17 protein-coding genes are annotated in these 20111 nt (G+C 59.4%); 13 read left to right on the top strand and 4 right to left on the bottom strand.

Translation table 11 applies throughout. The features are described from left to right. Positions 1 to 21 precede the first annotated feature (21 nt). Genes DHN12_RS09550 through DHN12_RS09565 form a run of 4 tightly spaced genes read left to right on the top strand, consistent with a single transcriptional unit; the run spans position 22 to position 6696 of the window. On the top strand, positions 22 to 1029 hold the full coding sequence (locus tag DHN12_RS09550) for a MoxR family ATPase (protein ID WP_108859991.1): 1008 nt from the start codon (positions 22 to 24) through the stop codon (positions 1027 to 1029). Continuing rightward, a complete protein-coding gene (locus tag DHN12_RS09555; protein ID WP_108859992.1) occupies positions 1026 to 1901 on the top strand; it encodes a DUF58 domain-containing protein in 876 nt (291 codons plus the stop codon). The genes DHN12_RS09550 and DHN12_RS09555 overlap by 4 nt, the downstream gene beginning before the upstream one ends. Next, positions 1898 to 4660 (top strand): DUF4159 domain-containing protein, encoded by a 2763-nt coding sequence (locus DHN12_RS09560; RefSeq protein ID WP_108859993.1) that lies wholly within the window; start codon positions 1898 to 1900, stop codon positions 4658 to 4660. Before DHN12_RS09555 ends, DHN12_RS09560 begins: the two co-directional genes overlap by 4 nt. Then, positions 4657 to 6696 (top strand): hypothetical protein, encoded by a 2040-nt coding sequence (locus DHN12_RS09565; protein WP_108859994.1) that lies wholly within the window; start codon positions 4657 to 4659, stop codon positions 6694 to 6696. The genes DHN12_RS09560 and DHN12_RS09565 overlap by 4 nt, the downstream gene beginning before the upstream one ends. Before the next feature lie 4 nt (positions 6697 to 6700). On the opposite strand, the gene DHN12_RS09570 is transcribed toward DHN12_RS09565, so the two are convergent. Further along, complete coding sequence (locus DHN12_RS09570) at positions 6701 to 7546, bottom strand: 2-keto-4-pentenoate hydratase (RefSeq protein ID WP_108859995.1); 846 nt, start codon at positions 7544 to 7546, stop codon at positions 6701 to 6703. A gap of 115 nt (positions 7547 to 7661) precedes the next feature. Here DHN12_RS09570 and DHN12_RS09575 point away from each other — a divergent pair, with 115 nt between their 5' ends. Together DHN12_RS09575 and DHN12_RS09580 are read left to right on the top strand one after the other, a co-directional pair. Continuing rightward, positions 7662 to 9878: a response regulator gene (locus DHN12_RS09575; protein ID WP_108859996.1), complete on the top strand. Its 2217-nt coding sequence runs from the start codon at positions 7662 to 7664 to the stop codon at positions 9876 to 9878. 9 nt (positions 9879 to 9887) lie between these two features. Next, entirely contained in the window at positions 9888 to 10349 is a 462-nt protein-coding gene (locus tag DHN12_RS09580; RefSeq protein ID WP_108859997.1) for a VOC family protein, read from the top strand. Here the strand turns inward: DHN12_RS09580 and yaaA are convergent. From yaaA to DHN12_RS09595, 3 genes are all read right to left on the bottom strand, one after another. Then, positions 10340 to 11110, bottom strand: a complete 771-nt coding sequence (yaaA, locus tag DHN12_RS09585) for a peroxide stress protein YaaA (RefSeq protein ID WP_108859998.1) — start codon at positions 11108 to 11110, stop codon at positions 10340 to 10342. The two genes, DHN12_RS09580 and yaaA, sit on opposite strands and share 10 nt — an antisense overlap. 35 nt (positions 11111 to 11145) lie before the next feature. Then, complete coding sequence (gene recQ, locus DHN12_RS09590) at positions 11146 to 13185, bottom strand: DNA helicase RecQ (RefSeq protein WP_108859999.1); 2040 nt, start codon at positions 13183 to 13185, stop codon at positions 11146 to 11148. Positions 13186 to 13271: 86 nt separating this feature from the next. Next, complete coding sequence (locus tag DHN12_RS09595) at positions 13272 to 13562, bottom strand: YggT family protein (RefSeq protein WP_108860000.1); 291 nt, start codon at positions 13560 to 13562, stop codon at positions 13272 to 13274. A 132-nt stretch (positions 13563 to 13694) separates the two neighbouring features. Between DHN12_RS09595 and DHN12_RS09600 the strand changes: the two genes are divergently transcribed. The 7 genes from DHN12_RS09600 (at position 13695) to DHN12_RS09630 (ending at position 20100) form a co-directional block, all read left to right on the top strand. Continuing rightward, entirely contained in the window at positions 13695 to 15062 is a 1368-nt protein-coding gene (locus tag DHN12_RS09600; RefSeq protein WP_108860001.1) for an MFS transporter, read from the top strand. Further along, entirely contained in the window at positions 15059 to 15922 is an 864-nt protein-coding gene (gene mepA / locus DHN12_RS09605) for a penicillin-insensitive murein endopeptidase (RefSeq protein WP_108860002.1), read from the top strand. The genes DHN12_RS09600 and mepA overlap by 4 nt, the downstream gene beginning before the upstream one ends. Continuing rightward, positions 15895 to 16779, top strand: a complete 885-nt coding sequence (locus DHN12_RS09610; RefSeq protein WP_108860003.1) for an esterase-like activity of phytase family protein — start codon at positions 15895 to 15897, stop codon at positions 16777 to 16779. The genes mepA and DHN12_RS09610 overlap by 28 nt, the downstream gene beginning before the upstream one ends. A 91-nt stretch (positions 16780 to 16870) precedes the next feature. Then, entirely contained in the window at positions 16871 to 17515 is a 645-nt protein-coding gene (locus tag DHN12_RS09615; protein WP_108860004.1) for a queuosine precursor transporter, read from the top strand. Positions 17516 to 17778: 263 nt separating this feature from the next. Next, positions 17779 to 18198, top strand: a complete 420-nt coding sequence (gene arfB, locus DHN12_RS09620) for an alternative ribosome rescue aminoacyl-tRNA hydrolase ArfB (protein ID WP_108860005.1) — start codon at positions 17779 to 17781, stop codon at positions 18196 to 18198. A gap of 60 nt (positions 18199 to 18258) precedes the next feature. Beyond that, positions 18259 to 19005, top strand: coding sequence for an SDR family oxidoreductase (locus tag DHN12_RS09625; RefSeq protein ID WP_058279346.1), 747 nt, complete (start codon positions 18259 to 18261; stop codon positions 19003 to 19005). A gap of 81 nt (positions 19006 to 19086) precedes the next feature. Further along, the gene (locus DHN12_RS09630; RefSeq protein WP_108860006.1) at positions 19087 to 20100 is read left to right on the top strand and encodes a P1 family peptidase; all 1014 of its coding nucleotides are present in this window, start codon (positions 19087 to 19089) and stop codon (positions 20098 to 20100) included. The last annotated feature ends 11 nt before the right edge of the window (positions 20101 to 20111 follow it).

Genomic DNA, 20111 nt, shown 5'->3' on the forward strand with positions numbered 1-20111 from the left:
TAGTCCACGGAAGGGAAAGTCATGACCGAACCTGCCGACCTCGTGTCCGAGATCGAAGCGCTGGAAATCAAACTGCAAGAGGCCAAGGCCTCGATCACCCGTCGCTTTATCGGACAGGAAAGGGTCGTGGACCTGACGCTGACCGCCCTGTTGTGCGGTGGCCACGCCCTGCTGATCGGCCTGCCTGGGCTTGGCAAGACGCGGCTGGTTGAAACGCTGTCGACCGTGATGGGTCTGCACGGCAACCGCATCCAGTTCACACCCGACCTGATGCCCGCCGATATTCTGGGGTCCGAGGTTCTGGACACAGCCGAGGATGGCAGCCGCCACTTTCGCTTTATTTCCGGTCCGATCTTCTGTCAGCTGCTGATGGCGGACGAAATCAACCGGGCCAGCCCCCGGACTCAGTCAGCGCTTTTGCAGGCGATGCAGGAACGCACTGTGACTGTGGCTGGCGAAGACCGCGATCTGGGTGAACCATTCCACGTATTGGCGACGCAAAACCCGATCGAGCAAGAGGGTACTTATCCACTGCCCGAGGCGCAGCTGGACCGTTTCTTGGTTCGAATTGACGTGGATTATCCCGATCGCCAGACCGAGCGCGATATTCTTTTGGCCACGACTGGCGTGGAAGAGGACGAAGCGCACGAGATTTTCAGCAAGGAAGAGCTGTTGGCCGCTCAGACCCTGTTGCGCCGTATGCCGGTCGGGGACTCTGTTGTGGAACTGATCCTCGATCTTGTCCGCGCCTTCCGCCCCGAAGAGGCGGGTGTTTCCGAACGGGTGGCTGAAACCGTCGCCTGGGGCCCTGGCCCCCGTGCGGCGCAGGCACTCATGATGACGGTGCGCGCCCGGGCAATGCTGCAGGGGCGTTTGGCCCCAAATTCCGAGGATGTGCTGGATATGGCGCGCCCGGTGCTCAGCCACCGGATGGCGTTGAACTTTGCGGCGCGGGCGCGCGGTGACAGTTTGGCTGACCTGATCGACTCGATTGCCGCTGGTCTTGTCCGCACCGAGGCTGCGGCGTGAATGCGGCGCTGACCCTTCGAGAAAGATCTGAGGCCGAGGCGTCCCGGCTGCCGCCGTTGTTGGCACGGGCTGAGCAATTGGCCGGAACCGTTCTGCTGGGCGACCACGGCCGCCGCCGCGCGGGGCTTGGTGATGACTTCTGGCAATATCGCCCTGCTCAGATCGGCGACAGCCGCCGGATGATCGACCATCGGCGCTCAGCCCGCGGCGATCAGCAATTTGTGCGCGAACGCGAGTGGCAGATTGCGCAATCGGTAATGCTGTGGGTCGATCAGGGCGCGTCGATGCGGTTTGCGTCCGACAAGAACCTGTCCACCAAGGCCGACCGCGCTCGTCTGCTGGGGTTGGCAACCGCGATCCTGCTGGTGCGCGGGGGTGAGCGCGTCGGCCTGACCGGCACGACCCTGCCGCCACGGCGCGGCAACGCGCAGGTCATCCGACTGGCAGAAGCGTGGTCCGAGGATGCTGAGTCCGACTATGCGCCACCCGAACACCGCGCCATGATCCCGCATGCCCGCGCCGTTTTCATTTCCGATTTCCTTGGTCCGCTGGATGAGGTTGAACTGGCCCTCACCAAAGCCGCCGACCGTGGGGTGCGAGGCTTGGTGCTGCAGGTTCTTGATCCCGGAGAAGAGACCTTTCCATATCGCGGTCGTACGATCTTTGAAAGCGTCGGCGGTTCCGTTCGCCATGAAACCCTAAAGGCCGGAGATCTGCGTGAGCGGTATCTGGAACGGCTTGCCAAGCGTAAGGATGCGCTGACACGGCTGTGCCGTGCGACGGGGTGGCAACTGGGGCTGCATCACACCGATGACAGTGCGCAAGCAGCTTTGTTGTGGCTCTATCGTGCGCTGGATGGGGGTACGGGATGACTGTTCTGGCGGGCATTGGCTTTACCGCACCGTGGGTGTTGATGGGTCTTTTGACCCTGCCGATCCTGTGGCTGATCTTGCGTGCCGTGCCACCCGCGCCGATCCGTCGGTTGTTCCCGGCCGTGACACTTCTGCTGGGGTTGAGGGATGACGAAAGCGTTTCTGACCGCACCCCATGGTGGCTGCTGTTGCTGCGCATGCTGGCGGCGGCGGCGATTATCATTGGATTGGCCGGACCGGTCCTGAACCCCTCGCGCGATCAGGCAGGCTCGGGTCCGTTGCTGCTGGTGCTGGATGCCAGCTGGGCCGGGGCGACCCGCTGGTCAACGACGCTGGATCAGATCAATGTGCAGCTGACCGAGGCCGGGCGCGCGGGTCGCACCGTGGCTATCCTGCGCCTGACCGAACCTGAAGCCCCCGTTTTCCAAGCCGCCGAAGCATGGCGCGGCCGTTTACCCGGGCTGACCCCGACACCGTGGCAACCGACCCGGGCGCAAGTCGATATGGCGCTGGCTGCCATGGGTCAGGTGGACGGAGGGTTTGACACCCATTGGTTCAGTGATCGCCTTACCTACGAGGGGCACGAGGCGATCCTGTCTGCCCTGCGCGCGCGCGGTGATGTGACAGTCTATCAGGCCCCGTCGCCTGCGGTTGCGATTCTGCCTGCTACATATCAGGACGGGGTTATTCAATTGTCCGCGCAACGGGCGGAACCCGGTCCTGCAGATCGCATCACGATTCTGGCTCAGGGGCGTGACCCCGCCGGTGCAATGCGTGTTCTGCAATCGGCCGAGATGGAGTTTGCCAGCGGTGAGACGCAGGCGCAGGTAGAACTGTCGCTGCCTTCAGAACTGCGCGCGCGCATCACCCGGTTTGAGATTCAGGGTGAGCGTTCGGCAGGGGCCGTCACGCTGACCGATGACAGCTTGCGGCGGCGCGAAGTCGCCCTGATCGCCGGATTGCTGAATCGCGAAGGGTTAGAGCTGTTGTCGCCGTTGCATTACCTGACGCAAGTTCTGACCCCTACGGCGGACTTTGTCGATGGCGGATTGCTGGAAGTCCTGCCCGCCAATCCCGATGTGATCGTGCTGGCCGATGTGGCGAAACTGGCCGGGTCCGAACAAGCGGCGCTGGTCGAATGGGTGGAACAGGGTGGTTTGCTGCTGCGTTTTGCTGGTCCGCGGATGGCGGCCAGCGATCTTGGCCGGGATACCGAGGATACCCTGTTGCCGGTGCGTCTGCGCAGCGGTGGACGCTCGGTCGGTGGCGCGATGAGTTGGGGCGAAGCCAAAGGGCTGGCACCTTTCCCGGAGAACTCGCCTTTCTACGGGTTAAAGGTGCCTGAAGATGTCACAGTGACCACGCAAGTTATGGCACAACCAGACCCTAATTTGGCGGATCGGGTGATTGCCTCACTTTCGGATGGCACGCCCTTGGTGACCCGCAAAGCGTTGGGTTTGGGGCAGGTGGTACTGTTCCATGTCACAGCGGATGCGGAATGGTCCAGCCTTCCCTTGTCTGGGCTTTTTGTTGAAATGCTGGACCGGCTGGCGGTGTCATCAGCGGCGAAATCGCGGCAGGAGTCACAGTTGCAAGGCACCACGTGGGAACCGATTCAGGTTATGGATGGCTTTGGTGTTCTGTCTGATGCCGGAAATCTACCGGGCGTCAATGGTGTTGAGCTTGTGACCGGTCAGATCGGTCCCGATCTGCGACCCGGCCTTTACGAAAGCGGCAAAAAGAAATTGGCACGTAATGTTCTGACCGATGAAACGGTTCTCAGCCCAGCGGTCTGGTCGTCGGATGTTCCGATCAAGGGGCAGGAAGTCAGCACCGAAACTCCCATTGGGGGCATCCTGCTGAGCCTTGCATTGCTATTACTGACGATCGACGTCATCGCCTCGCTGGCGTTGTCCGGTCGTCTGGGTCTGGCCAGGGCTGCGGCTGTCGCTCTGGGGGCGATTTTGCTGGTGCCCGAAGTACAGGCGCAAACGCCCGAAAGTACAGATTTCGCGTTGAGCGCCACACAGGAACTGGTTCTGGCGCATGTTCTGACGGGTGATCAACAGGTTGACGAAATTGCGGCTGCAGGAATGCGCGGATTGGCTCAGACGTTGTTTTTCCGAACCTCGGTAGAGCCTGCTGAACCCATTGGCGTGGATCTGGAACGGGACGAGTTGGCGTTTTTCCCGTTGCTTTATTGGCCGATCTCACCCGACCAGCCGCAACCGTCGGCTGAGGCTTATGCCAAGCTCAACGCTTACCTGCGTTCGGGCGGAATGATCCTGTTCGACACGCGAGACGCGGATGTGGCGCGCTTCGGGGCCGCCAGCCCTAATGGGCGCAAGCTGCAACAGATCGCGGCCCCGCTGAATATCCCTTCGTTAGAGCCTGTTCCGCGTGATCATGTCCTGACCCGTGCCTTCTATCTTTTGCAGGATTTCCCGGGTCGCTACGCGGGCACCGAAGTTTGGGTCGAGGCGGCACCTATGGATGCCGAGCAGATCGAAGGCATGCCGTTCCGCAACCTCAATGATAACGTGACGCCAGTGGTGATCGGCGGCAATGACTGGGGCGCGGCCTGGGCCATTGATCGCAACGGTCAGGCACTGCTGCCGGTTGGCCGCGGCTATGCGGGTGAGCGGCAGCGCGAACTGGCAAACCGCTTTGGTGTCAATCTGGTGATGCATGTGCTGACCGGGAACTACAAATCAGATCAGGTACACGTGCCTGCCTTGCTGGACAGGTTGGGACAATGACAGGAACCGTCATCTTCGATCCGCTGATCCCTTGGCCCATTCTCGCCATCGTGGTGGCGATTGCTGTCGCTGGGGTTGTTCTGGCCCTGTGGCGCGGTCTGTCTGGCTGGGCTTTGCGCGGTTTGGCGGCGCTGGTTGTGATTGCTGCGCTGTCAGGTCCGGTGTACCAGGTCGAAGATCGCGCGCCGTTGACCGATATCGTTCTGATGATCGAGGATGAAAGCGCCAGTCAGACCCTTTCGGACCGGGCGGATCAGACCACGCAGGCCACAAAGGAATTGGCGGCCGAGATTGAATCCCGTGACAATACGGAACTACGCCGCATTCGCGTAGGTGACGGAAACGGGGACGAAGGCACCCAAGTTATGGCGGCCCTGAACGAAGCGTTGGCCGAAGAACCACGCGCGCGGATCGCGGGCATTTTGGTGGTGTCGGACGGCATCGTGCATGATGCCGATCAGGCCCCCGACCTGCCCGCGCCCATGCATCTTTTGCAAACAGGGCGTACAACGGATTGGGATCGCCGTCTGATCGTCCGCAATGCGCCTGCCTTTGCCATTATTGATGAACCCGTCACCTTGACCCTAAGGGTTGAGGATAGCGGTGCAGCGCCCGCTGGGGCCTCGACCGCGCCGCTCGAAATTTCGGTCGACGGGGCCGAAGCCGAACAATTCACGATTCCCATTGGCGTTGATGTTGAACTGCCGATCACGCTGCCCCATGGCGGGCGCAATGTGATTCAGTTCACCGTGCCAGAGGCTGAGGGCGAACTGACCGATCGCAACAACACCGCGCTGATCCAGATGAACGGGGTCCGTGACCGGCTGCGCGTGTTGCTGGTTTCGGGTGAGCCGCATCCGGGCGGGCGAACATGGCGCAACCTGCTAAAATCTGACAGTTCTGTGGATCTGGTGCATTTCACCATTCTGCGCCCCCCTGAAAAGCAGGACGGGGTGCCGGTGGATGAACTTTCGCTGATCGCCTTCCCGACGCGCGAGCTGTTTCTGGAAAAGATCAACGATTTCGACCTGATCATCTTTGACCGCTACAAGCGGCGCGGCATCCTACCGGCGATCTATCTGGACAACGTCACCAACTATATCAACGAAGGCGGTGCCGTTCTTGTTGCTGCCGGGCCGGATTTTGCCAGCGCCGACAGTATCTTCCGCTCGCCTTTGGCACCAATCCTGCCTGCGCAACCCACCGCGCGGGTGATCGAGGAGCGCTATGTGCCGATGGTCACCGACTTGGGGCATCGCCATCCGGTCACGACTGACCTTGGCGACTCGGATAATTGGGGTGCTTGGCTGCGCCAGATCGACGTCAATCACCGCACGGGTGAGGTGTTGATGACAGGCGTGGATGACCGGCCTCTGTTGGTGCTCAACCGTGTTGGCGAAGGGCGCGTGGCGCTGCTGGCTTCGGACCATGCCTGGTTGTGGAGCCGGGGATTCGAAGGTGGCGGACCGCAGCTGGAATTGCTGCGCCGGTTGGCGCATTGGATGATGAAAGAGCCCGAGCTTGAGGAAGAGGCCTTGTGGGCCGAGGCCAATGGTCAGGTGATGCGCATCATCCGTCAGACGCTGGGGGATGAGGTCGGGCCGGTAACCGTAACCCGCCCGAACGGCGAAACGGTCGAGATTACCTTGGATGAGGTCTCGCCGGGGCGGTTCGAAGCACAGTATTTCGGGCCAGAAATCGGCCTCTATCGCCTTCAGGAAGGGGAACAATCCACCGTCATCGGACTTGGCCCCGCGGCACCCAAGGAATTCGAACGTACGATCGCAACGGCCGAGGTACTGGAACCTGTGATGGCGGAATTGCGCGGCGGTACGGTGCGTTTGGAGGAGGGTTTGCCGTCGATCCGCAACGTACGTGCCGGGCGTCCCGCATCAGGGCGCGGATGGATCGGTCTGACCCCGCGCAACGCCTATGAAACACGTGACGTGACGCAGGCCGGGCTATTGCCACCTTGGCTTGTACTACTGCTGGCGGGCGGGTTCCTTCTGGCGGGCTGGCTGCGCGAGGGGCGGTGACAGGTCAGTCAAACACCACGCTGACTGTGGGATTGCCGGGCAAGCCGTTGTAAGACACTGATGCCCCGCCTTTACCCTTTGCAGGCGGGAATAACGGCCCGAATGATCCGACGGAAATCAGGTCCCCCGGTTGAAATTCAATCCCTTTGGACATTAACCAAAGGGCGGCATTGGCCGGATGCCCCAGTACCGCTGTGCCCGGTACTTGCGCCAGAATCTCGTCATCTGCGGCGCGGAGGGTGACGGTCATATCAGCCAAGGCCTGCACCATAGCTGCCGGATCGGACACAGGAATTTCTGCACCCAAAACGCCCAGTTTCGGAGCAACGCCAATTGCTGTCAGGGTGACCGGGGTAATCGGTTCACCCTCGGCAAAGGTCAGGTCCGGCAGTTCGATAAACGGGCGGATGGCCGAGACGTGTTGCAGCACCTCCTCTGGCGACGTGGCCTGATTGATATCCGCGTCGCCAACAACCAGCACCAGATCGGCCTCAAACACCGGTCGCGCACCCCAGTCTGATGGAACGGTCGCGCCGTCATCCAGCATCATGTCGCGGAACAATACGCCCTGAACCGGTTCAGATGCGCCAAATCTTTCTTGTGCCGGCGCGCTGGTCAGACCGGCCTTGTAGCCGATGACCGGCCCCAAATGTGGCTCTAATGCGAAAACTATGCGCGCTTGCGTGCACAGCGCGTCCTTCATTGTGCCATCAGGCGAAAGGGCAGATGTGGGCGTAGCTGAGAGGTAATCCGCGACGAACCGATCGATCTGACCATCCGTTGCGCAGCCCGCCGCCACAGGATGAGCAAACACGCCACAGGCCAACAAAGCGCCGAAGAAACCCCGCATATCACACCTCCGTTTTGGCAAGAGTGGCACGAGGTTCGATCATTGGGCAACGGCTTAAACAGTTCTTCACTCTCTGCCCGGATGCTGGACACAGATTGCCACGGAAACACCAAAGATGAGTCTTGCAGGAAAACTGTCACAGGAACGGCGCGCACGTCTGGCGGCCGAGCGGTTGTTGGAAATGAAGCAGGCAGAACTGTCGGCTGCGAACCGCAAACTGGGCCTGCATGCGATGGCATTGACCAAGCGGATCGGTGAAACCCAGGCCGAGGTTGAAACGGTCCGGGGTGAGAATGAAAAGGTTAAATCCGATTTGACGGTCGCCCACGCCAAAATCGAGGTGGCCGAGCGCCGCCTCTGGCATTCAATCCAAACCATTCAGGATGGATTCGCGTTCTTCGACGAGGAAAGTCGCCTGATCGGGGCAAACGCGGCTTACTTAAGCGTCTTTGACGGGCTGGAAGAGGTTGCGCCGGGTGTGACCTATCCGAGGATTTTGGATATTCTGACGACTGAGGGGCTGATTGACCTCGGGTCCGAGCCGACGCCCGGCTGGCGCGATAGAATGCTGCAGAGATGGGCGATGCCACACCCCCAGCCCGAGGTTATCCGGCTGTGGAACGGCCATTACATTAAGCTGATCGACCAGCGCGGTCATGGTGGCGATGTGGTGAGCTTGGCCCTGAATATCTCCGCATCCGTGCGCCATGAGGCCGAATTGACCGCTGCTCGTGAACGGGCCGAGTCGGCAAACCGCTCCAAATCGGCCTTTCTGGCCAATATGAGCCATGAAATCCGCACCCCGATGAACGGCATCGTGGGCATGACCGAATTGCTGACCGAAACACCTTTGGATGAAGAACAACGGCTGTATTTGAACACCATCCGCAACTCGGGCGAGGCGCTTTTGGTGATTATCAACGACGTCATGGACTATTCCAAGATCGAGGCGGACAAGCTGACCTTGCACCCGGAGCAATTCGACTTTGAACGCTGCATTATTGAGGTCGCGATGCTGCTGCAACCCAGCGTGCGCGATAAAGGTCTGACGCTATTGGTGGATTACGATCTGTTCCTGCCCACATTGTTTGTTGGCGTTCCGGGGCGGGTCCGGCAGGTTTTGACCAATCTCGTCGGCAATGCGGTCAAGTTCACGTCCGAGGGCCATGTCCTGATCCGGGTCACCGGCGTGCCGAACCCGGATGCCCAATCCTGCGACGTGCATGTTGCAATCGAAGATACCGGCATCGGCATCGACGAAGACAAGATCGGGCACATTTTTGGCGAATTCAATCAGGTCGAAGACGAACGGAACCGGGCCTTTGAAGGAACCGGTCTGGGACTGGCAATAACGAAACGGCTGATAACATTGATGGGCGGGTCGATCTGGGTGGATAGCGAGCCGGGGCAGGGGTCCTGCTTTGGCTTTCGGGTCTCACTGCCGACCGCTGAAGGCCCGCAACCTGCCCCGCCCGATCTTGACGGGCGCCTGCGCCATGTGATGATCGTCGAGGATTTGGCCGCCAACTGCGCGATCCTGTCCAAACAGCTAGGGCGGCTAGGGGTTCAGGTCACCGTTTGCACGTCGGGGCGAGAGGCGCTGACGGCGCTGAACGACAGTGTGGACCTTCTGCTGTGCGATCATGACCTGCCCGACATGGACGGGCTTGAGCTGGCTGTCCTGCTGAAAGACCGGGGGTGGGGCGCTCTGCCGATTGTCGTGATGTCGGCCAATCCCGGTGTCATTCACGCCCACCCCGCGCGCCACCTGATCGAAGGCGTTCTACAAAAGCCGATCCCCAGGGCTGAGCTATACGCGCGCCTGAAAGCGCTTGGCCACCCACAGCGCGTTGAGTCGCTTTCGGAGACCGCACCGATCAATCAGGCACCTAACCAACCCGCATGTGAAGGAACGCAGCGTATCATGCGTGTTCTGGCGGCCGAAGATAACCGGACCAACCAACTGATCCTCAAAAAGATGGTCAAAGATCTGCACATCGACCTGCGCTTTGCCAGCAACGGGATCGAAGCGGTGCAGGAGTATCAGGAGTTTGACCCCGACCTTATCTTTATGGATATCTCGATGCCTAAAATGGACGGCAAACAGGCCACAGCCGAAATCCGGCGCCGCGAGATTGAGACCGGCCGACATGTTCCTATTGTCGCTCTGACGGCTCATGCGATGGCTGGTGACGATCAGGGAATCTTATCTGCCGGGCTGGATCACTACCTGACCAAACCGCTGCAAAAGCAGACGATTCACCAGATGGTTCGGACCCATAGGCCGGATGAATGTTGCCCGGTTGTTGCAGAGGAAATCCGGGCTGACTAGATTGAACCCATGTCTGAAGATCGTGGATTTCAGCCCCGCGCGCTGGGTGAAATTGCCATCCGCTGCGTGGATATGGCCGCCATGGTCGCGTTTTATGAAAACGTGATCGGGTTAGAGCGTCTTAGCGGTGACCACAACAGCGCGATCACCTTCTTCCAAATTGCGCCCGGATATGGTGGCCACACGCAGGTCCTAGCCCTGTTTCACCACACCGCCGCCCCGCGACCAGGCCTGCATCCTATCGGATCGCAAAAACCGGTGACGGGTGGAGCGTCATCCCTGCATCACATCGCATTGTCGCTGCCATTCGACGAACAAGAGGCAGTGATGCAGTGGTATGACCACCTTGGCCAGCCCTACCGGATCGAGCAGTTCGGATGGATCGGCTGGCGCGGTATCTTCACCGAAGACCCCGAAGGCAATACGGTTGAACTCGTCGCCTATGACCCGTCGATGTTAGATCAAGCCTGATAGGGCCGCACAAAGACGGGTTTGTTTTCTTCAGACAAATCGGGGCGGTATTTATAGCCACCTGAGTCAAAGTCCAGCAGTCCTTTGGGGTCGTCCAACCTGTGCTGAATGACATACCGTGCCATCGCACCGCGCGCTTTTTTGGCAAAAAAGCTCACGATCTTAGGCGTGCCTGCTTTGTCTTCCATGAAAACAGGGGTGATAACGCGCAGCTTCAGTGCTTTAAGGTCTACTGCGCCGAAATATTCCTGGCTGGCGCAGTTGACCAGAACGTCCGATCCAACCTCAACACCTTGCGCGTTGAGCGCTTTGCTCAGTTGATCGCGCCAGTATTCATACAGGTTCTTTCCGCGGCGGGTTTTAAGCTTGCTGCCCATCTCAAGCCGATAGGCCTGAATGGAATCCAGCGGGCGCAGCACACCGTAAAGACCGGACAGAATGCGAAGATGATCCTGCGCCCAGGCCATCTCCTCGGCATCCAGCGACGCAGCTTCAAGCCCCTGATAGGTGTCGCCCGCAAAGGCCAGCGCGGCGGGGCGTGTCACATCCGCCTCGGGCGCGTCTGAGAATGCGCGATACCGGTCGCGGTTCAGGCGAGCGAGATCATCGCTTAGGTCCATCAGTTTTTTCAGATCACCCAGTGTCAGATTGCGGGCGGTTTTCGACAGGCGGATGGCATCGTCCTGAAAGTCTGGCTGCGTGACTTCGACATCCCGTTCCGCCCAGTCCAGCCGCTTGGCCGGGGAAATAACTACCAGCATATCCGCTCTCTTTCCTTGCCTGTACTGCGCCGTATCTAGTCCGTCTGTCGCAGCACGTCCAGAAAGGCGGCTCCAAACCTTTCGTGACGGCGGTCACCCAGAACATGTTCGATCGCGCGCGGGTCATCTGACCGCAATTGTGCAACCTTGGCCAGTTGCGAGGCCGAGCAAGTTAGCGGCTTGTCGATCCCCTCCGGACCGCGTGACAGCTGCGACTGCACTTCAAGCAACTGGTCATAGATATCGCCCTGATCCCGGCCAGCCAATTTGCGGCGCGCGGGATGAACGGCTTCAACCTCACCGGCGACGACTTCAAGAAACGTGTCACCATAACGTTCCAGCTTTTTCGCGCCGACCCCGCCAATTCGGGCCATATCGTCCAGAGACAGGGGGCGTTTCTCAGCCATTTCGATTAGCGTGCGGTCAGGGAAGATGACATAGGCCGGTACCCGCGCGGCTTCGGCCAAAGCGCGCCGTTTGGCTTTCAGGGCCGATAGCAGCGGCGCGTCTTCCTCAGACACCATCATTTTGACCGCCGGGCGGCGTCCGGCCTTGCGCAATGTGTCCTTGCGCAGGTTGATCCGGGCCTCACCCTTCAGGATGGGCTTGGCAGCCTCGGTCATTTGCAGTGCGCCGTGGCGTTCGGGGTCCGGGCGGACCAGATCATGCCCCATCATCTGTCGGAAGATGGCCTGCCATTGCGGGCGCGACCACTCTTTGCCGATCCCATAGGTCGACAGTTGGTCATGACGTCGCGCGCGGATCTTGTCGGTTTCATTGCCCAGCAGGATGTCGATCAGGTGGCCGGCGCCGAACCATTCCTCGGTGCGCAGGATCGCGGACAAGGCCATGCGGACGGGCGTGGTCCCATCGAACACTTCGGGCGGGGTGTCACACAGATCGCACTTGCCGCAAGGTTCTGCCTGTTCTCCGAAGTAGCCCAACAGAGTCTGACGGCGGCATTCCAATGCTTCGGCCAGACCCAATAGAGAATTCAGGCGTGCATGGTCGGCCATGCGACGTTCTGGCGGGGCCAACCCTTCGTCGATTTGCGAGCGGCGCAGGCGGATATCGTCGGGGCCGAACAGAGTCAGCGTCTCGGCAGGGCCACCGTCACGGCCCGCACGACCGATTTCCTGATAATAGGCCTCGATGGATTTGGGCAGGTCCGCATGGGCGACCCATCGAATGTCGGGTTTGTCGATGCCCATGCCAAAAGCCACGGTGGCAACCACGATCAACCCGTCTTCGCGGGCAAAGCGGGTTTCGACGATGCGGCGATCATCGGCCTCCATCCCGCCGTGGTAGTGGCAGGCAGAGTGCCCCTCGGCGCGTAAGGCTTGCGCGAGCACCTCGGTTTTGTTGCGGGTGCCGCAATAGACAATGCCCGACTGGCCTTTGCGCGCTTCGGCGAAGTCGAGGATCTGTTTACGGGGGCCATCCTTGGTGCCGAAGGCCAGATGGATGTTGGGGCGGTCGAAGCCGCGTAGGAATTTGTTGGGAGGTGTGCCGTCGAACAGTTTTTCGACAATCTCGTCCTGCGTTTCGGCATCCGCAGTGGCGGTAAAAGCGGCGAGGGGGACGCCCAGCGCGCGCCGCAGCTCACCGATCCGCAGGTAGTCGGGACGGAAATCATGGCCCCACTGGCTGACGCAATGGGCTTCATCCACGGCAATCAGACTGACGTTGATCCGGCGCAGCATCCCCAGCGCCGACCCTGCCGCCAGACGTTCGGGGGCCATGTAAAGCAGCTTGAGCCGCCCGGCCTCCAGCGCTTCCCACACGGCATCTGTTTCTTCGGGTGTGTTGCCTGAGGTCAGAGCACCTGCTTCAACGCCGGCCTCTTGCAACCCGCGCACCTGATCGCGCATCAGGGCGATCAGCGGGGAAATCACCACCGTCACGCCATCCCGCATCAACGCAGGTAGTTGGAAACAAAGGGATTTGCCGCCACCAGTCGGCATGATCGCCAGCACGTTTTCACCTGCGGTCACGGCGTCGACGATCTCTTCCTGCCCGGGGCGGAAGTCATCGAATCCAAAGACATCTCGCAGCATCGGTGCGGCGTCGAACATGTGCGGGGTTGCCCTGTTTTAAGGTTTATCTGCTCTTAAGACAGGACAATCACATACTAAGATTCGGTGAACAAGAGGGATCAGCCTCAGCTCAGGGCCAGAAAGAGTTCCGGCAGGACGTAGCTTCGCAGTGAAATGATGATGATCAACACGACCAAAGGCGTCAGATCGATGCCGCCAAGATCGGGCAGCACTTTGCGAATAGGGCGATAAATCGGCTCCAGAATCCGATTCAACCCGTACCAAATCTGTGCAACGAATTGCTGGTGAAGGTTCAGAACCTGAAAGTTGATCAGCCAGCTCATTATGACCTGAATCAAGACGAACCAATAGGCGATGCTCAATACCAAGTCGATCGGGCCGAAAATTGCCATCATATTCGTATTCTCCAAGTCACGTTTCGCGAGAGGTAGTAGCTAGCGCGGCAAAGAGCAAGTGTGCGCTAACAGAACCCTTGCGAAATAGGCCAAAGACCCGTCTTATAAAAACAACGACAAACAGGGGCAGTCATGGCAGAAATTTCCAAGCGCAAGCGCATTTGGGGTTGGTGGTTTTTCGACTGGGCCAGTCAACCGTATCACACCTTGCTGGTTACATTTGTCTTTGGTCCCTACTTTGCCGGAGTTGCGGCAGAGTATTATCTGACGTCCGGTCTGGATGCCGACGCAGCCGACGCGCGGGCGCAGACGGTGTGGGCGAATTGCATGACCATCATTGGTCTGATCATCGCCTTTGGCGCGCCGTTGATGGGGGCCATGGCCGATGTTTCGGGGCGTCGAATGCCATGGATTTTCGCGTTTTCGGTGATGTACGCGGTTGGCTCTGCCGCGCTTTGGTACACGATGCCGGACGGGTCGAATATGTGGCTGATGCTGTCGGCCTTTGGTTTGGGCTTTGTTGGCGCGGAATATGCGTTGATTTTCATCAATTCGCAGCTGCCCGATTTGGGGGACGAAAATGAGGTTGGTGAGATTTCGGGGTCAGGATTTGCCTTTGGCTATTTTGGTGGGCTGATCTCACTTGCGGTCATGCTGGCGCTGTTCGTCGAGCAGGCCAACGGCAAGACCCTGATCGGGATGGATCCGCTGTTTGGGTTGGATGCCTCAATGCAACAGGGCACACGTTTTGTGGGGCCATTCACGGCGGTTTGGTTCGTTCTGTTCATGATCCCCTACTTCTTGTGGGTCCGGGATGATGCGCCGACTGATAAAAATGGCAATGTGGGCGACGCCCTGCGCCTTCTGGTCAAGTCGATTTCCAATCTGCGCCACCGGGTCAGCCTGGCCACCTACCTTGGATCATCCATGTTCTACCGTGACGCGTTGAACGGGCTTTACACCTTTGGCGGTGTTTATGCGCGGCTGGTGCTGGAATGGGACCTGATCAAGATCGGCGTCTTTGGTATCGTCAGCGTTCTGGCTGCGGCTGCGTTTTCGTGGGTCGGCGGTAAGCTGGACAAAAAATACGGCCCTAAACCGGTGATTTTGGTGGCCATCTGGGTGTTGATCTTTGTTTGTATCACCATCGTGTCGATGGACCGCACACAGATCTTTGGCATGTCTTTACCCGAAGGGTCCGGCCTGCCTGATCTGGTGTTCTTTGGCTGCGGGGTTCTGATCGGCGGAATGGGCGGTATTCTGCAATCCGCCAGCCGTTCGATGATGGTGCGTCACACCGACCCCAAAGCCCCGGTCGAGAGCTTTGGGCTTTATGGTTTGTCGGGTCGTGCCACGGCCTTTGCCGCCCCCTTGCTGATCGGAATAGCCACAACTGTAACCGGCAGTGCAAGACTGGGGGTGTCACCCATCGTTCTGTTGTTTATTCTGGGGCTAATACTGATGCGCTGGGTGAAACCGGAAGGGGATCAGAGCAGATGATTTTATTACGTTTTTTGACGATACTGGCCGCGATTGTTCTGACGAACACTGCTACCGCGCAGCCTCTGGCAAAGCAGTTGTTCGGGGCGCAGAAAGCAAGTTCGCAGCAAAAATCGGCAGCCTTCGGCAGTTATTCGCGTGGATGCGCTGCAGGGTCGGTGCAATTGCCCGAAACGGGACCGACATGGCAGGCGATGCGGCTGTCACGCAATCGCAATTGGGGGCATCCTGAGGCGATCGATTATGTGCAGGACCTCAGCAAGTTCGCGGCAAAGCAGCCCGGGTGGAACGGGCTTTACGTCGGTGATATCAGCCAGCCGCGCGGTGGGCCGATGACATCCGGGCACCGCAGCCATCAGCTGGGTCTGGACATCGATATCTGGATGCTGCCCGGCGACAACATGCGCTTAAGCCGCAAGGCGCGAGAGAATATCTCGTCGATTTCCCTGCGCCGGTCGAATGGCGCGTTTGTCAACGGTAACTGGACGCAACAACACCATGCCGTGTTGCGCCAGGCCGCAAAGGACAAGCGTGTTGCGCGTATTTTCGTCTTTCCCGGTGCCAAGGTGGAAATGTGCAAAAACGAGAAGGGCAATCGTGCCTATTTGCGCAAGATCAGGCCCTGGTGGGGTCATCATTATCATTTCCACGTGCGCCTGAAGTGCCCACGCGGTTCCAAAGGTTGCGTTAATCAAGATTCCCCGCCAAAAGGGGATGGCTGTGCCGAGGCGCAACAATGGGTGAATAATATCCTTAACCCACCCCCACCCGACCCAAATGCCCCAGCGCCCAAGAAACGGCGTGAATTTCGATTGGCCGATCTGCCTCAACAATGCACACAAGTTCTGCAATCCAACTGATCGTCGCGGTATTACTGGCCGGAGCGGCTTGGGCAGTTGATCTCAAGACACCCAACCACCTTGGCAGTTTTACATGGCGTCACACGGCCGAGTGGTTTGGCGGGATTTCTGCCATCCACATCTCGGATGATGGCCGCCATTTGATTGGAATGACCGATCGTTCGACACTGATTGCCGCACGGATCGAGCGTAATGATGACGAAATTACCGACATTCAGATCACTGAAAATTGGCCTCTCATTTCCAGCAGAGGACGCCCTCTGACTGGTGGGGTCGGGGATTCCGAAGGCTTAGCCATTGCCCCTGATGGCGCCCTATTCGTCTCGTTCGAAGGTATCCACCGCGTGGTGTATTACCCCGCGCCAGGGAACAAAGCGCAGGTTCTGCCGCGGCCCAAGGCGTTCGACGGCTTTGAGGTCAACGGCTCGCTTGAGGCGTTGGCCATTGATCAGCGCGGCCACATTTTCACAATGCCCGAGGAAAACCGAACAGCGACGGGTGATATCCCTGTCTATCGGTGGGACGGTCAGGCGTGGTCGACGCCTTTCGTTCTGTCGCAACGGGGGGACTTTCTGCCGGTGGCAGCAGATTTCGGACCGGATGGAAGGCTTTACGTTTTGGAACGGGATGTCGGTTGGATCGGGTTCCGTTCGCGTCTGCGGCGATGGGAGGTGGACGGTGACACCCCAAGCGCCGAAGAGGTTCTGTTCCAAACTGGGACCGGTGCACATGACAACCTCGAAGGTTTGTCTGTCTGGCGCGACGACGAGGGCCGCTTGCGGGCCACAATGGTGTCAGATGATAATTTTCTGGCGCTTCAGCGTACTGAACTGGTCGAGTATGTTCTGCCCGATTGACACGTCCAAAGCAAAGGTCTAGAAGCGCGGCTTGCCTTGGGACGGTCCCTTGGCCAAGTCGCCGCTACCTTGTCAAAACGGGCATCTGAAAATGCAACGCGCTTATATTCCCGGCATCATTGCCATGGCTACCATTGTTGTGGCCTCGAACATTCTGGTCCAGTTTCTTCTGCTGGATGGCCTCCTGACCTGGGGTGCCTTTACCTTCCCTGTGGCCTTTCTGGTCACGGACATCATGAACCGTGTCTACGGCGTGCAGGCTGCCCGCAAGGTGGTATTCGCCGGTTTCGTCACCGGTATCATCTGCTCGCTGATCGGTACGCAGATCATTCTGCAGGGTGATGGGTTCACCTATGCCGCCGTACCGTTGCGGGTTGCGGTTGCGTCGGGCACCGGTTTCCTAATCGCTCAGCTGACCGATGTTGCGGTGTTCAACAAACTGCGCGGCGGTCCCTGGTGGCGTGCGCCGCTGGCCTCGACGCTGGTTGGTTCAGCGCTGGATACGGCGCTGTTTTTCACCATCGCCTTCTCGGCCTCTGTGACAATCTTTGGTGCCGACGCCGACGCGGCAATCAGCTGGGCATGGGAACCCGTTCCCTTCATGCTGACAGGCCCGATGGCACCCCTATGGGTATCGCTGGCCTTTGCGGATTGGCTGGTAAAACTGTCGCTGGCCCTGATCGCGCTGATACCGTTCAAAGTGATCGTGGCGCGACTGACGGCGCAGCCCGCGTAAAAAAGTGCTTTGAGTTTCGTGCAACTCGTGGCACGATTCCGAGTAACGGAAACAGATTGAAAGGAGGTGATCCAATGTCGAGAAAGGGATTGGAGAGAGGTGTTGGAACAACCGGGGGGATCGCCTGTTAAGGCAGCCCTTGGCGGAGCGCTCGCTCCGGCTGGTCGATTGATCTAACCGACCCAACCTCCTGAGCTTTCGAAGGGCCGTCCCACACGGGGCGGCCCTTTTTGTTTTCGGATCAGGCCTGTAAGGTCAGCCTCATGTTGCGCATCACCGACGATATCACCCTGCAAGACTGGGAAATGACCGAGAGCTTTGTTCGCTCATCCGGTCCCGGCGGGCAGAACGTGAACAAGGTGTCCACTGCCGTCGAATTGCGGTTCGAGGCGGCGCGCTCACCTTCGTTGCCTGATCCCGTCAAATCGCGGCTCAAGCGGCTGGCGGGGCGACGCTGGACCAAAGAGGGCGCGATCATCATTCAATGCGACGAAACCCGCAGCCAGGCACGCAACCGCGAAATAGCGCGCAACCGGCTGGCCGAGTTGATCACCCGCGCTATGGTTAAACCCAAGCGCCGTATCGCCACCAAACCCACCTACGGCTCGGTCAAGCGACGTCTGGCTGCCAAAAAGGCACGCTCAGACGTCAAAGCCCTGCGCGGTAAGATACCCGAAGATTGATCTGGTATCTTTGCGGCGCATCGCTACTCTGATTTTGCGCAGCTGCAAAAGGACAAGATCATGAGGTTAGAGGGTAAAACCGCAATCGTGACCGGTAGCGCATCAGGTTTTGGTGCCGGGATCGCACGCAAGTTCTTGTCCGAGGGCGCCCGCGTCATGATCGCCGATATCAACGGTGATGCGGCCGAGGTTCAGGCCAATCAATTGGGCCCGAACGCCTTTGCACATCAGGTCGATCTGGCCAACGGCGCATCGGTTGAGGCGATGGCAGACGCAGCCTTTGATCGACTGGGGCATCTCGATATCCTAGTTAACAACGCCGGCGTCACCCACCTTCCCACCCCGCTGGAGGATGTGAGCGAAGAGGATTTCGACCGCGTTTTCAACGTGAACATGAAATCTGTCTATCTGACGGCCCGTGCATTGGTTCCGCATATGAAATCGCGTGGTACCGGTGCGATTCTAAACGTGGCCTCGACGGCTGGCCTGTCGCCGCGTCCGAATCTCAACTGGTACAACGCCTCCAAGGGGTGGATGATCACCGCGACCAAGACTATGGCGGTCGAACTGGCCCCATCGGGTGTCCGGGTAAACGCCATCTGCCCGGTTGCAGGGGAAACGCCCCTGCTCAAGTCCTTCATGGGCGAGGATACGCCCGAAATTCGCGCCAAGTTTCTGTCGACCATCCCGCTGGGCCGTTTCTCAACACCCGAGGATATGGCCAACGCCGCCTGTTTCTTATGTTCCGACGAGGCCAGCATGATCACCGGCACAGCTTTGGAGGTCGACGGTGGCCGTTGCATCTGATCCGCTCTTCATCTGGCAAGAAATATCCCCGCCGGAGGCAGCACGCTTGCGCGCTCTTCTGTTCCAACATCTGAAGACGCCATGACCTCCGGACCCCGAAACCTGATCACCGATGTTCCCGGCCTTTTGGTTGGAAACGCTCAGGATGATGCGCTCAAATCCGGTGTAACCGTTCTGACGGCCGCTGATCCGTTCACGGCCTCCGTTCACGTAATGGGCGGCGCGCCGGGCACGCGGGAAACCGACCTGTTGGCTCCCGACAAATCCGTATCGCGCGTGGATGCGATCGTATTGTCCGGCGGGTCGGCCTTTGGTCTGGATGCTTGTTCCGGGGTGGCCGACGCCCTGCGCACGCAACACCGCGGTTTTGAGGTTGGCAATGTCGTGGTCCCCATCGTTCCGGGTGCAATCCTGTTTGACCTGCTTAACGGCGGCGACAAAGCGTGGGCAGAGAACCCCTATCGCGCGCTGGGGCGTCTCGCATTCGAGGGAGCGTCCGATCAGTTCGATCTGGGTACTGCTGGCGCAGGGACTGGTGCCTTGGCTGCCATGCAAAAGGGTGGGCTCGGATCCGCCTCGTTTGTGATGGAAAACGGGGTCACGGTTGGCGCATTGGTTGCTGCCAATCCGCTCGGCAGTGTAACCACGCCGGGTGACCGTCATTTCTGGGCCGCTCCGTTTGAAATCGGCGACGAATTCGGAGAATTAGGGCCTGATTCCAACACGGGTCTTGGTCGTGTCTTGACCAGTCGCAAGGCCAAAGCAATGCGACCCGCCCAGCCGGACAAGGCCAACACCACCATCGCAATTGTCGCCACTGACGCGGCGCTGTCCAAACCGCAATGCCACAGGTTGGCAGTGGCTGCCCATGACGGGATCGCGCGGGCGATTGTTCCCGCGCACACACCGGGCGATGGCGATCTGGTGTTCGGCGTCAGCACAGGCAGTCACGACCTTCCAGAGGCTGAACTGGGGCTTCTTGGCCATGTGGCTTCGATCTGTCTGTCGCGGGCCATCGCGCGGGCCGTATATCTTGCCTCGCCGGCGGCGGGGGATCTTTTACCCTGTTGGTCCGGCTTACATGACTTAAGTTAAGGACGGCCTAT

The sequence above is a fragment of the Ruegeria sp. Alg231-54 genome (genome assembly GCF_900143525.1).
GTDB lineage: Bacteria > Pseudomonadota > Alphaproteobacteria > Rhodobacterales > Rhodobacteraceae > Ruegeria.

Bases quoted from the DNA above. Each gene is read 5' to 3' on its own strand.
- yaaA (WP_108859998.1), bottom strand. From the start codon at position 11,110: ATGCTGGTAGTTATTTCCCCGGCCAAGCGGCTGGACTGGGCGGAACGG.
- DHN12_RS09560 (WP_108859993.1), top strand. From the start codon at position 1,898: ATGACTGTTCTGGCGGGCATTGGCTTTACCGCACCGTGGGTGTTGATG.
- DHN12_RS09625 (WP_058279346.1), top strand. From the start codon at position 18,259: ATGAGGTTAGAGGGTAAAACCGCAATCGTGACCGGTAGCGCATCAGGT.
- DHN12_RS09615 (WP_108860004.1), top strand. From the start codon at position 16,871: ATGCAACGCGCTTATATTCCCGGCATCATTGCCATGGCTACCATTGTT.
- mepA (WP_108860002.1), top strand. From the start codon at position 15,059: ATGATTTTATTACGTTTTTTGACGATACTGGCCGCGATTGTTCTGACG.
- arfB (WP_108860005.1), top strand. From the start codon at position 17,779: ATGTTGCGCATCACCGACGATATCACCCTGCAAGACTGGGAAATGACC.
- DHN12_RS09550 (WP_108859991.1), top strand. From the start codon at position 22: ATGACCGAACCTGCCGACCTCGTGTCCGAGATCGAAGCGCTGGAAATC.
- DHN12_RS09600 (WP_108860001.1), top strand. From the start codon at position 13,695: ATGGCAGAAATTTCCAAGCGCAAGCGCATTTGGGGTTGGTGGTTTTTC.
- DHN12_RS09570 (WP_108859995.1), bottom strand. From the start codon at position 7,546: ATGCGGGGTTTCTTCGGCGCTTTGTTGGCCTGTGGCGTGTTTGCTCAT.
- DHN12_RS09630 (WP_108860006.1), top strand. From the start codon at position 19,087: ATGACCTCCGGACCCCGAAACCTGATCACCGATGTTCCCGGCCTTTTG.
- DHN12_RS09595 (WP_108860000.1), bottom strand. From the start codon at position 13,562: ATGATGGCAATTTTCGGCCCGATCGACTTGGTATTGAGCATCGCCTAT.
- DHN12_RS09580 (WP_108859997.1), top strand. From the start codon at position 9,888: ATGTCTGAAGATCGTGGATTTCAGCCCCGCGCGCTGGGTGAAATTGCC.
- recQ (WP_108859999.1), bottom strand. From the start codon at position 13,185: ATGTTCGACGCCGCACCGATGCTGCGAGATGTCTTTGGATTCGATGAC.
- DHN12_RS09575 (WP_108859996.1), top strand. From the start codon at position 7,662: ATGAGTCTTGCAGGAAAACTGTCACAGGAACGGCGCGCACGTCTGGCG.
- DHN12_RS09610 (WP_108860003.1), top strand. From the start codon at position 15,895: ATGCACACAAGTTCTGCAATCCAACTGATCGTCGCGGTATTACTGGCC.
- DHN12_RS09565 (WP_108859994.1), top strand. From the start codon at position 4,657: ATGACAGGAACCGTCATCTTCGATCCGCTGATCCCTTGGCCCATTCTC.